Raw genomic sequence first — 13337 nt, 5'->3', positions numbered from 1 at the left:
AGGAGATCGCGCAGTTTTCAGTCAGATTCGCTGGGGTTTTACGAAAGGCTCTCGCCTGTCATTTCGCGCTGGCGATAACTTTCTCCAGCCGCGTCTGGACGATCTTCGGCTTCTTGGCGGCAACGATCTGTTCGAGATTGGCCGGATTGTCGCCGACAGCAATCACCGCAACCATGCCCATGGCGAAGTGCGGCGTGCATTTGACAAGGTAAGCGCCGGGCTCCGTGACGGTCAGCACATAGTTCTCGTTCATCTTGCTTTTGAACGGGGCCACGCCTGCCGGGAGCATGTCCTTGACCGACTCGACATAATGCCCCTTGTCCACCGAGATGAAGGTTACCGTGTCGCCGGGCTTCGCCTTTATATAGGCAGGCTCGAACACCATGACGCCTTCAGCGCCCTTGTTCAGCATGTGAACTTCAATATTCTCAGCGAAAGCAGGTGCAGCAAGCAGGCCTAAGACACCGGCAGCAAGTCCCAACGCGGTCATACGCATTTTCATCTCGATCTCCATCACGAGCGCCGCGGCTGCCCAAGCGAACAGGCCGAAAGCGCCCAAACATTGCGGGCAAAGCAGCCCGCAATCGGAAATCTAGTCCCTTCGTTTCAGGTTTTCCTTGATTGCAATCAAGGAAGTGGGATGACAAGCAGGTTCAGTGCAGGCCGAGATAGGCTTTGCGCACCTCGGCATTGTCCAGAAGCGAAGCGCTGTCACCTGACAGATGAATGCGGCCATTGACCATGACATAGGCGCGCTGTGACAGTTTCAGCGCGTGATTGGCATTCTGCTCGACCAGAAAAATGGTCTTGCCCATCGCGGCAATCTCTCCCAGCACCTCGAAGACGCGCTTCACGACCAGCGGTGCCAGCCCCAGCGAAGGCTCATCGAACAGGATCAACTCGGGCCGCGCCATCATGGCGCGCGCAATGGCCAGCATCTGCTGCTCGCCACCGGACATGGTGCCTGCAACCTGATTGCGACGCTCTTTGAGGCGAGGAAACAGTTCGAACATGGTTGCGCGGTCGGCGTCGAAATGCTCCATGCCGACAGGCGTGGTGCCCATCATCATGTTCTCCTCGACCGACATTTCCTGATAGATCTGCCGCCCCTCCGGCACCAGCGCCACACCACGCCTGGAAATGCGATTTGTCGCCAGACGGGAAATGTCCTCGCCACGATGAACGATCCTGCCTTTCGATGCGCGCGGCGAGCCGAAGATCGTCGAAAGCAGCGTGGTCTTGCCTGCGCCATTCGCGCCGATCAGGCTGACAATCTCGCCCTTGGAAATATGCACATTGACGGAGCGCAGCGCTTCCACCGCGCCATAATGCGCGTGCACATCCACCAGCTCCAGAAGCTTGTCGGTTGCGCCCTGCCCGTTTGGTTCTGCCGCCTGGCTCACGATTGCACCTCTTCTTCACTGACACCGAGATAGGCAGCGATCACTGCCGGATCGTTGGCCACCTGTTCAGGCGTTCCATCGGCAATGACCTCGCCGTGATCCAGCACGACAATGTGGTTCGATATACGCATCACCAGCCCCATATCGTGCTCAATCACCAGCACAGTCAGTTCCTGTTCGGCGCAAAGCCGCTGGATGATCTGCGAAAGCTCATGTGTTTCGGATGGGTTCAGCCCCGCCGCCGGTTCGTCAAGGCAGATGAGCTGCGGCCCGGTACACATGGCGCGGGCGATCTCCAGCCGTCGCTGCCGACCATAGGGAAGTTCGCCAGCCAGCCGGTTGGCGTCTTCAAGCAGGTTCATCTGGCCAAGCCAGTAATAGGCGCGGTCCACCGCCTCCGTTTCGGCCTTGCGAAATGCCGAGGTCTTGAAAATGCCACCCAGCAACCCGTTGCGGGTGACAAGATGCTGGGCAACCAGCAGGTTCTCCACCACCGACATTTCCTTGAACAGCCGGATGTTCTGGAATGTGCGGGCGATGCCCGCCCGCGTCACCTGATGGGAGCCGCCGGTGATCGGCTTATCCATATAGGCGCCGATGTCGCGCGGGCCTTCCGGACCGTTGAGCACAATGCGGCCTTCGCTCGCGCGATAAAAGCCGGTGATGCAGTTGAACATCGTCGTCTTGCCAGCGCCGTTGGGACCGATCAGCGCGGTAATGCCGCCTTTCGCCACCGAGAAATTGACGCCGCGATTGGCGACGATGCCGCCAAAGCGCATGGTAACATTCTGAACCTCGAGAATAGGCGCGCTCATCGGCTGGCCTCCATGGTCAATTGGTCCGGCTTGGAGGAAAGCCCCGCCGAGACCACCGCCTCCGAGGACGGGAAGAACGCCGGACGCGTGACCCGCACCAGACCGCGCGGCTTCCAGATCATCATGACGACCATCAGCACGCCGAAAATGAAGACGCGATATTCTGCGAAGTCGCGCAGCAGTTCCGGCAGGATGGTCAGGACCAGCGCGGCCAGAATGACACCGACAGTCGAGCCAAGACCACCCAGCACCACGATGGCGAGGATGAGCGCGGATTCGAAGAAGGTGAAGGATGTCGGGTTCACGAAGCCCTGATGCGCCGCGAAGAACACGCCTGCAATCCCGCCTGTCGATGCGCCAAGCATAAAGGCTGAGAGCTTGATGAAGACGTGATTGACGCCAAGCGACCGGCAGGCAATCTCATCCTCGCGCAGCGCTTCCCACATGCGCCCCAGCGGCATCACGCGCAGGCGCTCTACCGTGTAGATCACCCCGCAGACGACGAGGAACAGCACGAAATACAGGAACCAGAACTTGTAATCGGAATTATAGGCGATGCCGAAGAAGTCGTGGAACGGCGTGCCGCCCTGCTTTGCGGTCCGGCTGAACTCCAAACCGAAGAGCGTGGGAGCGGGCGCGGGGGCGCCGTTCGGTCCTCCGGTGAAGTCCAGCCAGTTGTTGAGCACAAGGCGGATGATCTCGCCGAAACCCAGTGTCACGATAGCGAGGTAATCGCCATGCATCTTGAGCACCGGAAAGCCGAGGATCATGCCGCAAAGGCCTGCGAGAAACGGCGCGATAACCAGCGCGCTCCAGAAGCCCAACCCCAGATATTGCGAGCCGAGTGCCAGAAGATAGGCCCCCACCGCATAGAAGGCCACGAAGCCGAGATCGAGCAGGCCAGCCAGCCCGACGACGATGTTCAGCCCCAGACCCAGGAGGCAGTAGATCAGCGCCAGAATGGCGATGCCGAGGAAATATTTGTCGGCCACGAAAGGCAGCATCAACCCTGCCAGAAAAATCACCGCCAGCAGCGGGGCTGCGGATTTTTCCTTGCCCGTTCTGACGGTGACGCCGCCGCTATTGCTGGACAAAAGGGCTTTCAGCCTTGCGCCAAACGGGCTCATGCCGATCAGCGAAAATATCAGCCGTCCGGCTGTGACGATGGCGGCAAGCGTGACGGCCCGCATCAACTCATTGCGGAAGGAGAAGCCGTCCAGCACGAGACCGGAAATCGGCCCAAGCAGGATCAGCGAAATCGTGAAGGTCAGCAGCGCTTCCTTGAAAAGCGCAAGAAGACGGTCGTTCAGCATGGTTTCCGGCCCCCTCAGACTTTCTGGATTTCCGGACGACCGAGCAGGCCGTAGGGACGGAAGAACAGAAGAACAATCAGCAAGGCAAAGGCAAAGACGTCCTTGTAGTCCGTGCTGACATAGCCGGCGAACAGTGCTTCGGTGAGGCCGAGCAATATGCCGCCGAGCACTGCGCCCGGCAGAGAACCAATGCCGCCAAGTACTGCCGCCGTGAAGGCCTTGATGCCCATCACGAAGCCGATGAAGAAATTGAACGAACCATAGTTGAAGGTCACCAGCACGCCGCCGACGGCAGCCGTTGCTGCACCGATCACGAAGACCGTGGAGATGGTGCGGTCGGTATTGACGCCGAGGATCGCAGAAATGCGGATATTCTGCTGGGTCGCGCGGCACTCACGGCCAATGCGCGTATAGCCGATCACATAGGTCAGAATGCCCATGGCGACCAATGAGGCCAGCAGGATCACGGTCTGCATATAGGTGATCTGGGCGAAGTGCTGTTCGGTGCCGAACCGGAAAGCGCCCTGGATCAGCGTCGGCACACCCTGATCGCGCGCGCCTTGCGAAATCTGGACATAGCTTTGCAGCATCAGCGATATGCCGATCGCCGAAATCAGCGGCGCCAGTTTGGTGGAGCCGCGCAACGGCCTGTAGGCCACGCGCTCGATCACCCACCCATAGACCGCCGTGATGGCGCAGGTGATGATCAGGATCGAGATCAGCGCGAAAGGAACCGACTGAACGCCGAAGAAGCCCAGCACCGCAAGCGTGATCGCGGCAATATAGGCCGACACCATATAGACGTCGCCATGAGCGAAATTGATCATGCGGATGACCCCGTAGACCATCGTGTAGCCGACGGCGATCAGTCCGTAGATAGCGCCCAGCGTGATCCCATTGATCAGCTGCTGGGCCAGAATATAGAAGTCCATGGCAACCCCTTTTGCATTCAGAGCGACATGCGATCTGAACTCTTGGTCCGACGCATCCAGCCAACCAGCGTGACGGGCTGCGGATGCGGTTCAGGCAAGGAGGAACCAGCCAGACCGCAGGGTCTGGCTGGAGCTGGCAGAGCCTTAATTGACGAGAACTGGGGTTCCCTTGTCGTCGAAATTATAGAAGACGAACTTGAAGTCCTTGATGTCGCCCTTCTCGTCCCAGGTGATCTTGCCAATGGCGGAATCAACCGTGTTGTTACGCAGCCAGTTGGTCTGGGCCTTGATGTCGTCACCCGCCTTCAAAGCAGCCACGATGGCCTGCGCATTGGCATAGCCATAGAGCGTGTAGTTGGCTGGCGTGATATTCGCCTTCTTCAGCGCATCCTGAACGCCCTTGGTCGACGGATCGGCCAGCGGGTCCGGCGTTGCGGAATAATAGACGTTCTTGAGGTTGCCCGCGCCGCCGGCTGCCGCAATCAGCTCGGCCTGCGCGAAGGAATCGCCGCTCACCACAACCACATCCAGCCCCTGTTCCTTGATCTGGCGGATCAGCGGGCCGCCTTCCGGAATAAGACCGCCGAAATAAACAGCCGTTGCGCCAGAGCTCTTGATCTTGGTCACCAGCGCATTGAAGTCGCGTTCGCCGCGCGTCAGCCCTTCATAGAGAACCGGCTTGATGCCGCGCGCTTCGATGGTCTTCTTGACTGCATCGACCAGGCCCTGACCATAGGTGTCCTTGTCGTGGATCAGCGCGATCTTGTCCCGCTTCAACGTGTCGAGAATGAACGCACCGGCGACGACTGCCTGCTGATCGTCGCGTCCGCAACCGCGAAACACGGTTTCAAGACCACGCTCGGTCACCGTTGGATTGGTGGATGCAGGAGCCATCTCCAGAATGCCCGCATCATTGTAGATTTCAGAAGCGGGGATGGTGCTCGACGAGCAGAAATGGCCGATCACCGCCTGGACCTTGTCCTGATCGACAAAACGGTTGGCAACGGCAATCGCCTGCTTCGGTTCGCAGGCATCATCGCCCTTCACCAGTTCGATCTGCTTGCCATTGATGCCGCCGTTTGCGTTCACATCGTTCACATAAGCGGAAACGCCGCTGTAAACCTGTTCGCCGAATGTAGCGTTGGGGCCTGTCATCGGGCCTGCAACACCGATCTTGATCGTATCGGCGGCAAAGGCCTGCGACAGCAGGAGACCGGATGCGATGGCCGATCCGGCGAGAAGTCTTGCGATGGATTTCATGGAGTTTCCCTCTGGTTTTAACCGTTGTTCTTATCGAAGCGATTTCTGTTCCGATGGAAGTGTTCGAACCGCTCCAACTCTTTGCTTGCATGCATTTTCGGGGCAAAATCGCTCTATATTCTCACTGGAAAGGTTCAGGCCTCTTTCGGCCCTCGCCATTTCCTCGCGACTGGTCGCATCGCGCCAATCGTCTGATTTTGCTTGCCTATTACCTCCACCAAACAAAAACCGGCCAGCCGAACCGCCGTTTTTGCGGCTTGTTTTCATGTTGACACATATATGATAAGTGACGTATTTAAAGATCGTCAAGTGGAAATACGAATGAGCGTGGCCCGACACCATTAAGACGCATCAATTCCAGACCCCGACGGCCCGATCTTCCACCCGCCTCCATACGACCCAGCACAAAGAAACGCCGTGATCGGCGACACGCCAGGAACCACAGGCCAGGGAGCCCAGACATGAACATGATCGCGTTCGAAAGCCGGCGCGCGGCGACCATCAAATCCTCACCGTCGATGGCAGTTTCGATGGCGGCCAAGGCCATGCGCGCCAGAGGCGAAAACGTCCTCGACCTGTCGCTCGGCGAGCCGGATTTTGATACGCCGTCGCATATTGTCGAGGCGGCAATCGGCGCGATGCGCAGCGGCATCACGCGCTATACGGCACCTGACGGCCTGCCAGAGTTGCGCCAGGCCATTGTCGATAAGTTCAAGCGCGAGAACGGTCTCGACTATGCGCTGGACGAAATCTCGATCGGCAATGGCGCAAAGCAGATCCTGTTCAACGCCTTTCTCGGCACGCTGGAGCCCGGCGATGAGGTGATCGTCCCGGCCCCTTACTGGGTGTCCTATACCGATCTGGTGATCCTGCATGGCGGCCTGCCGAAAGTGATCGCCTGCGGTGTGGAAAACGATTTCAAGATCACGCCGGAGCGACTGGAAGCGGCGATTACTCCGAAAACCCGCTGGTTTCTGTTCAACTCGCCATCCAATCCAACCGGCGCGATCTATACGGCGCATGAATTGAAGGCGCTGGGCAAAGTGCTGGCGCGCCATCCGCGCGTCGCGATCATGTCGGATGAAATCTACGAACACATCGTCTGCGGCGACACGCCGTTTACGTCGTTCGCCATTGCCTGCCCCGATTTGCGCGACCGCACATTGATCATCAACGGCGTTTCCAAGGCCTATGCCATGACCGGCTGGCGTCTTGGCTATGCGGCAGGTCCGAAGGAACTGACCAAGGTGCTCAACAAGCTCCAGTCGCAGAGCACCACCTGCCCCTCCTCCATCACGCAGGTTGCGGCGGCAGCCGCTCTCAATGGCCCGCAGGATTTCGTGCGGACGGCGGTTGCGGAATACAAGGCCCGTGGCGAACTGGTGACAAAGGGCTTTGGCGCCATTGCGGGGCTTGAAGTGCGCGCGCCGGAAGGTGCATTCTATCTCTTCCCGAAATGCGCTGCCTATATCGGTAAAGTGACGCCGGACGGCACTCTGATTGCGAATGATACAATGCTCGCTTCCTATCTTCTGACCGAAGGCAAGGTCGCCACCGTTCCCGGCGCGGCTTTTGGCGTTGAGCCTTACATCCGCCTCTCTTTCGCGACCTCCCGGGAAAACCTGACCGCAGCCATCGAGCGCACGTCCGATGCCCTCGCAAAACTTCGCTAATTAGGACCTCTTCATGACCCACTTTCAAAGAACGCTGTTGACCGGTGCTGCCGGTCGCCTCGGATCGGAGCTGCGCAAATCGGGAACGCGGCTGGGCCAGATCGTGCGCTTGTCGGCGCTGGAACCGTGTCAGGATCTCGCGCCGCATGAAGAGGACTTCCCCGCCGATCTCGCGGACTTTGACGCGGTTTCGCGCGCTGTCGAAGGCTGCGACGCCATCATACATATGGGTGGGCAGTCGGTGGAAGCGCCCTGGAAGACCATCCTCGATTCCAACATTTCCGGCGGCTACAATATTTACGAGGCAGCCCGCCGCCATGGCGTAAAGCGCATCGTCTTTGCAAGCTCCGTCCACGCCATCGGCTATTACGAGCGGACGGATACCATCGACGGCACTGTTCAGACGCGACCGGACAGCCTTTACGGCGTCTCCAAAACCTTCGTGGAAAATCTGGCCCGGTATTATTTCGACAAGTTCGGCATCGAAACCGTCTGCGTGCGCATCGGCTCGTCCTTTCCAGAACCGACCGATCGCCGCCATCTGATCACCTGGCTGTCTTTCGAGGATTGCCGCCAGCTCGTTGAGAAGTGCCTGTCGGCACCGCGTGTCGGTTTCATGGTCGCCTATGGCATGTCGAACAACAGCGAATCCTTCTGGGACAACCGCACAGCCGCCGTGCTTGGCTACAAAGCCAAGGACAGCGCCGACGATTATCGCGATGCAGTTTTCGCCAAGACGCCGCAGGGCGATCCCAACGATCCGGCAGTCCGGTTTCAGGGTGGCAGCTTCTGCGCCGCCGGTCATTTCGAAGACGAAAACAAGTAGGCTTACAATGCAGGCTTCCAAGACTTCCTATGATGTCGTCATTGTCGGCGGCGCGGTTGTGGGCAGCGCGACTGCCTATTTTCTGGCGACCAACCCCGATTTCAGCGGCACCATACTGGTGATCGAAAAAGACTGGACCTATCAGCGCTCGGCAACGGCGCTGTCGTCCAGCTCCATCCGTCATCAGTTTTCCAACGCCATTAATGTGCAGGTTTCGCGCTTCGGCACGGAATTCATCCGCAATTTCCGCGAAAACGTGGCCGTCGATGACGACACGCCGGAAATCGGCTTTCACGAAGCAGGCTATCTGTTCCTCGCCGCCGATGACCGCGGCGATCAGGTTCTGCGACGCAATCATGAAACGCAGGTTTCCTGCAGCGCGGAAGTTTCGCTGCTGGATGTGGATGGCCTTGGCCAGCGCTTTCCCTGGCTCAATCTTGAGGGTCTGACGCTTGGCAGCACCGGCGAACGCGGCGAAGGCTGGTTCGACAGTTCCGCGCTCATGCAGGGTTTTCGCAAGAAGGCGCGCTCGCTTGGCGTCGAATATATCGAGGACGAGGTGGTGGCCGTCAATCGCGAGGGCGACCGCATTGTCTCCGTGACCACCAAGAGCGGGCAGACGATTGCCTGCGGCACGATGGTCAACACGTCCGGCACCAACGGCAAGAACGTCGCCCGCATGGCCGGGCTAGACATTCCGGTCGAACCACGCCGCCGTTCGCTGTTCGTCGTCGATTGCCGCACACCGCTGGAAGGCAAGGTGGGCCTCACCATCGACCCAAGCGGCGTGTTCTTCCGGCCTGAAGGCAAGTTCTATCTGATGGGCACCTATCCCAAGCACGACCCTGAAGTCGACCCGAACGATTTCGATGTCATGCATGACGAATTCGACGAGGAAATCTGGCCGACCTTGGCCAATCGCGTTCCGGCCTTCGAGGCGATCAAGGTCGTCAACTCATGGGCTGGCCATTACGACTATTGCACGCTGGATCACAATGTCATTCTGGGACCGCATACCGAGGTGAACAACTTCCTGTTCGCCAACGGGTTTTCCGGTCACGGATTGCAGCAGTCGCCAGCCATGGGGCGCGGCCTGAGCGAGCTGATCATCTATGGCGCGTTCAAGACGCTCGACCTCTCGCCCTTCGGCTTTGAGCGCGTGACGGCTAACCGTCCATTCCTGGAAGATGCCGTGATCTGACCGGCCTTCCGGACACAATCAAAAAGCCCGAAACCGTCACCGGTTCCGGGCTTTTCTTTTTATCTTCGCTGTTCAGTCCGTCAGCGCATCGCTGGCTGGTTCTTCCAGCAAGGAGCGATAACGATTGAGGCTTTCCTCCAGATGCGCGACCAGCGCATTGCGCGCCGCCTTTGCATCGCCCTGCGTGATAGCGGCAAGGATCATCGCATGTTCCTTGTTGATCTTCTTCAAATAGGACCGCGAAGCCCGCACGGGCTGGCGATGTTTCAGGAGAAGATCGAAGTTGATCTCGCCGATCACCGCTTCCAGAAAGCTCGGGAAATGCGGATTACGGGTTGCCCGCGCAATTGCAAGGTGGAAATCGAAATCGGCGCGTGCCTCGACTTCAGGATCGTCGGTTTCGAGATTTTCCAGATGATCGTAAGCGCGGGCGATTTCCGCCAGCGCCTCCGGCGTGCGGCGGGTGGCGGCAAGCGCCACCGACTGCATTTCCACGCCGAGCCGCAATTCGAGAATCTGCATTGCGGAGCGAATATCGTCGATCCGGCTGATCTCGTAATTGAGCGCCTTCACGTCCTTGTCGGTGACATAGACGCCCGCGCCCTGCCGCGTGGTGACACGTCCGGCCACCTTGAGCGAGGTCAGCGCCTCGCGGATGACAGTTCTGCTGACGCCAAACTCTTCACATAGCTGGGCGCTGGACGGCAACTTGTCGCCCGGACCATAGAGACCCGAGTCTATCCGGGTCGTCAGTTCCGCGACGACAATTTCCGCCAGATTTCCGCGTTGGGTAATGATTGACACGACATTTAACTCCAGCGCTGGTTATTTGATTTTATAAATCACGTGATGACTAACTATAGAGGCAGTACCATTTCATTGAGTATCTGAACAGGATGCCGGATGGACCGGCGTTCAATCGCCTTGACCTGAGAACGGCAAGAATAGCCGGTGGCCATGACTATATCCTCCTCACCGGACGATGCGAGAATACCATTCCAGCTCGCAGCGAACAGCTTTTCCGAAATCGGGCGATTGCGGACCTCGTGGCCGAAAGTGCCCGCCATGCCGCAACAGCCCGTTTCCGGCACATCCAGTTCCACGCCGATCTGCTGGAACACGGATTTCCATTGCTTCATTGATGATGGAACATTGCTGCGCTCCGTGCAGTGCCCCAGCAGACGCAGACGCTTTTCACGCGCCGCATTGTCGAGCCCGTGCAGACGGTCGCGATTGGCCTCCAGCCATTCCTGCACCAGATTGACCTCTGCTTTGATCTGCGTCGTCTCGACACCCTTATATTCGCTGCGATAGGTCAGCGTCATCGAAGGGTCGAGACCGACCAGCGCAATGCCCATCTCCGCCAGTTCATTGAGATAGCGGATCGACTTCGACGCGGTTTTCTCGAAAGCGCCCAGATAGCCGTGGACGTGCAGCGCCTTGCCATTCTGGTTGGGCGCGGCGAGATAGGGCGTGAAGCCCATCTTGCGGGCGAGTTGCAGAGCCGATAGCCCGACAGCCGGATCGAAATGGGCCGTGAAGGCATCCAGAACGAACACAACCGCCTCTTGTCGCTGCGCATCCGAAAGTTTGCGCATCCGCTCCGGCGTTGCTACAGCCACGCCCATGCGCTGCGCTTCACGTGTCAGCGACAGAGCGGGCATCTCCGGCAAGGCCGTCAGCCCGGCCCGGCGCATGGCAGCGCGACCCAGACCGGAGCGCACCCATGCATTGTAAGCAGGCTTCAGCCGCGCGAACAAAGGCAGCGTGTTCTCGATGCTCGCCACCATCATGTCCTTGATCGGGCGGGCATAGCGTCCGTAGTAAATCTCAAGGAACTTGGCCCGGAACGCCGGAACACTGACCTTCACCGGACATTGCCCGGCACAGGCCTTGCAGGCGAGGCAGCTATCCATCGCCTCGCGCACTTCATGCGAGAAATCGTTGCGATTGGCGGGGTTGATCGAGTTCCACAGCCGTGCAGGCAGCGTGCGAATGGCACCGGCGTTGCGGGCCTGTCCGGCTTCCTTGCGCGGGTCTTTTCCGCTCTCCGCCATCAGCCGCAACCATTCGCGCATCAGCGAAGCGCGGCCTTTCGGCGAATAACGACGGTCGCGCGTTGCCTTGTAGGAAGGGCACATCAGGCTGGCATCGTCGAAATCGAAACACGCGCCATTGCCGTTGCAATAGGCGGCGTTGTCGAAAGCCTCGCGGATTTCCAGACCGATGATCCGGTCGAACTGACCGCGCAGCGGCACTTCATCAATCTTCAACAGTGCATGCGAAGAGGGCGTCGCGATCTTGCCGGGATTGAGCCGGTTGCGCGGGTCGAACAGACCCTTGATTTCCTGCAGGCTCGGATAAAGCGCACCGAAGAATTCGGGCACATATTCCGAACGCACACCCTTGCCGTGTTCGCCCCACAGCACGCCGCCATATTTGCGCGTCAGCGCAACCACGCCGTCGCTGATCTTGCGTACCAGCGGCTCGTGATCGGTCCGCGTCAGATCAAGCGCCGGGCGCACATGCAACACGCCCGCATCAACATGGCCGAACATGCCGTAACTGAGGCCTTCCCCGTCCAGAAGCGCCCGGAATTCGCGAATATAGGCGGCAAGGTTTTCCGGCGGAACCGCCGTATCCTCGACAAAAGGCACCGGACGCACCGGCCCGTCGACATTGCCAAGCAGACCAACCGAGCGCTTGCGCATCGTCCAGATCGCCTCGATGTCCTTCGGATCGCGCGCAATGGTGTAAGGCTTGCCACCGCCGGACTGATCGGCATCGAGCGCGGCGATCACGTCGCGGAACTTGCTTTCCAGCTCATCTGCGTCATCGGCCACCAGCTCGACAATGTTGATACCATTGGTCGGGCTGCTGGCATCATCCGGGAAGAACCGAGCAATGCCCGGCCAGACAATATCCTTCTTGGCGAGACCCAGCACCTTCTCGTCGATGGTTTCGACCGAGGCGACCTTCAGCGCCACCAGCGCGCGGGCATGTTCCAGCGCTGTGTTGAAACTGTCGTAGCGGATATTGATCAGCAGCGCATGCGCCGGGATCGGCAGAAGATTGACCTCGATCTCCGCGATCATGGCCAGTGTGCCTTCCGACCCGCACAGAATGGCGTTGAGGTCGAAGCGACCATCCTCGCGCCACAGATGCTTCAGATCATAGCCCGTCATATAGCGGTTGAGATTGGGGAAAATCTCGTCGATCAGCGCCCGCTTCTCGGTGGCGATGCGTTCGACGGCGCGATAGATCTCACCGACACGGCCGGGCTTCGCCTGAGCTTGCGCCAGCGCCGGTCCGTCGAGCGGGCGGGACCACAATTCCTCACCATTGGTCAGGACGACATGCAGCCCCAGAATGTGATTGCTGGTCTTGCCATAAAGGCACGAGCCCTGCCCGCATGCATCGGTGCTGACCATGCCGCCAATGGTGGCGCGGTTGGAGGTGGAAAGCTCCGGCGCGAAAAACAGGCCATAAGGCTTCAATGCCTTGTTGAGCTGATCCTTCACCACACCGGATTGAACGCGGGCCACGCGCCTTTCCGTATCGATTTCCAGAATGCGGTTCATATGGCGCGAGCAGTCAACCACGATGCCGGAGGTCAGGGACTGGCCATTGGTGCCGGTGCCGCCGCCGCGCGGCGAAATCACCACGTCACGAAATGCAGGCTGTTCCAGAACCGTTGCAAGGATTTTCAGGTCGTCGGTTCCCTTGGGAAACACGATGCCGGTCGGCTCCACCTGATAGATGGAATTGTCGGTGGAATAGACGGTACGCGAGCTGTCACCCGCCTCCACTTCACCTTGAAAGCCCGCCTGGGCCAGGTGTTGCGAGAGTTCGAGTGTCAGGCCATTGAAGGGCTGTTTCCTGATCAGGGACGGAATCATGTGGGACTCAAAAAA

Annotated in this window: 11 protein-coding genes; 3 read left to right on the top strand and 8 right to left on the bottom strand. The window is 59.1% G+C overall.

The annotated features are described in order from the left end of the window. Positions 1–58 precede the first annotated feature (58 nt). From QBD01_RS21320 to QBD01_RS21295, 6 genes are all read right to left on the bottom strand, one after another. A complete protein-coding gene (locus tag QBD01_RS21320) occupies positions 59–496 on the bottom strand; it encodes a pseudoazurin (RefSeq protein ID WP_182520037.1) in 438 nt (145 codons plus the stop codon). Positions 497–653: 157 nt separating this feature from the next. Further along, complete coding sequence (locus QBD01_RS21315; RefSeq protein WP_182519478.1) at positions 654–1403, bottom strand: ABC transporter ATP-binding protein; 750 nt, start codon at positions 1401–1403, stop codon at positions 654–656. Further along, a complete protein-coding gene (locus QBD01_RS21310; protein ID WP_280994434.1) occupies positions 1400–2218 on the bottom strand; it encodes an ATP-binding cassette domain-containing protein in 819 nt (272 codons plus the stop codon). Before QBD01_RS21310 ends, QBD01_RS21315 begins: the two co-directional genes overlap by 4 nt. Next, entirely contained in the window at positions 2215–3531 is a 1317-nt protein-coding gene (livM, locus tag QBD01_RS21305; protein WP_280994433.1) for a high-affinity branched-chain amino acid ABC transporter permease LivM, read from the bottom strand. The genes QBD01_RS21310 and livM overlap by 4 nt, the downstream gene beginning before the upstream one ends. 14 nt (positions 3532–3545) lie before the next feature. After that, a complete protein-coding gene (locus tag QBD01_RS21300) occupies positions 3546–4463 on the bottom strand; it encodes a branched-chain amino acid ABC transporter permease LivH (protein ID WP_078339029.1) in 918 nt (305 codons plus the stop codon). Between the two features lie 144 nt (positions 4464–4607). Beyond that, positions 4608–5723, bottom strand: a complete 1116-nt coding sequence (locus QBD01_RS21295) for a branched-chain amino acid ABC transporter substrate-binding protein (RefSeq protein WP_280994432.1) — start codon at positions 5721–5723, stop codon at positions 4608–4610. A gap of 461 nt (positions 5724–6184) precedes the next feature. Between QBD01_RS21295 and QBD01_RS21290 the strand changes: the two genes are divergently transcribed. Genes QBD01_RS21290 through QBD01_RS21280 form a run of 3 tightly spaced genes read left to right on the top strand, consistent with a single transcriptional unit; the run spans position 6185 to position 9423 of the window. Further along, positions 6185–7396, top strand: a complete 1212-nt coding sequence (locus tag QBD01_RS21290) for a pyridoxal phosphate-dependent aminotransferase (protein ID WP_280994431.1) — start codon at positions 6185–6187, stop codon at positions 7394–7396. A 13-nt stretch (positions 7397–7409) separates the two neighbouring features. Continuing rightward, on the top strand, positions 7410–8222 hold the full coding sequence (locus QBD01_RS21285) for an NAD(P)-dependent oxidoreductase (RefSeq protein ID WP_138783419.1): 813 nt from the start codon (positions 7410–7412) through the stop codon (positions 8220–8222). A 7-nt stretch (positions 8223–8229) separates the two neighbouring features. After that, on the top strand, positions 8230–9423 hold the full coding sequence (locus QBD01_RS21280) for an FAD-binding oxidoreductase (protein ID WP_280994430.1): 1194 nt from the start codon (positions 8230–8232) through the stop codon (positions 9421–9423). A 72-nt stretch (positions 9424–9495) separates the two neighbouring features. Here QBD01_RS21280 and QBD01_RS21275 read toward each other — a convergent pair whose 3' ends face one another. Together QBD01_RS21275 and QBD01_RS21270 are read right to left on the bottom strand one after the other, a co-directional pair. Further along, complete coding sequence (locus QBD01_RS21275) at positions 9496–10227, bottom strand: FadR/GntR family transcriptional regulator (RefSeq protein WP_078339034.1); 732 nt, start codon at positions 10225–10227, stop codon at positions 9496–9498. Positions 10228–10280: 53 nt separating this feature from the next. Next, a complete protein-coding gene (locus tag QBD01_RS21270; protein WP_280994429.1) occupies positions 10281–13322 on the bottom strand; it encodes an FAD-binding and (Fe-S)-binding domain-containing protein in 3042 nt (1013 codons plus the stop codon). Positions 13323–13337: the final 15 nt, after the last annotated feature.

This window comes from Ochrobactrum sp. 19YEA23 (assembly GCF_029909865.1).
Lineage (GTDB): Bacteria > Pseudomonadota > Alphaproteobacteria > Rhizobiales > Rhizobiaceae > Brucella > Brucella gambitense.
Note: the sequence above shows the minus strand (reverse complement) of the source record. Positions and strands in the feature narration are given on the sequence as shown.

Coding starts and splice junctions, on each gene's coding strand:
- QBD01_RS21320 (WP_182520037.1), bottom strand. CDS start 496: ATGCGTATGACCGCGTTGGGACTTGCTGCCGGTGTCTTAGGCCTGCTT.
- QBD01_RS21310 (WP_280994434.1), bottom strand. CDS start 2,218: ATGAGCGCGCCTATTCTCGAGGTTCAGAATGTTACCATGCGCTTTGGC.
- QBD01_RS21290 (WP_280994431.1), top strand. CDS start 6,185: ATGAACATGATCGCGTTCGAAAGCCGGCGCGCGGCGACCATCAAATCC.
- QBD01_RS21285 (WP_138783419.1), top strand. CDS start 7,410: ATGACCCACTTTCAAAGAACGCTGTTGACCGGTGCTGCCGGTCGCCTC.
- QBD01_RS21295 (WP_280994432.1), bottom strand. CDS start 5,723: ATGAAATCCATCGCAAGACTTCTCGCCGGATCGGCCATCGCATCCGGT.
- livM (WP_280994433.1), bottom strand. CDS start 3,531: ATGCTGAACGACCGTCTTCTTGCGCTTTTCAAGGAAGCGCTGCTGACC.
- QBD01_RS21280 (WP_280994430.1), top strand. CDS start 8,230: ATGCAGGCTTCCAAGACTTCCTATGATGTCGTCATTGTCGGCGGCGCG.
- QBD01_RS21270 (WP_280994429.1), bottom strand. CDS start 13,322: ATGATTCCGTCCCTGATCAGGAAACAGCCCTTCAATGGCCTGACACTC.
- QBD01_RS21300 (WP_078339029.1), bottom strand. CDS start 4,463: ATGGACTTCTATATTCTGGCCCAGCAGCTGATCAATGGGATCACGCTG.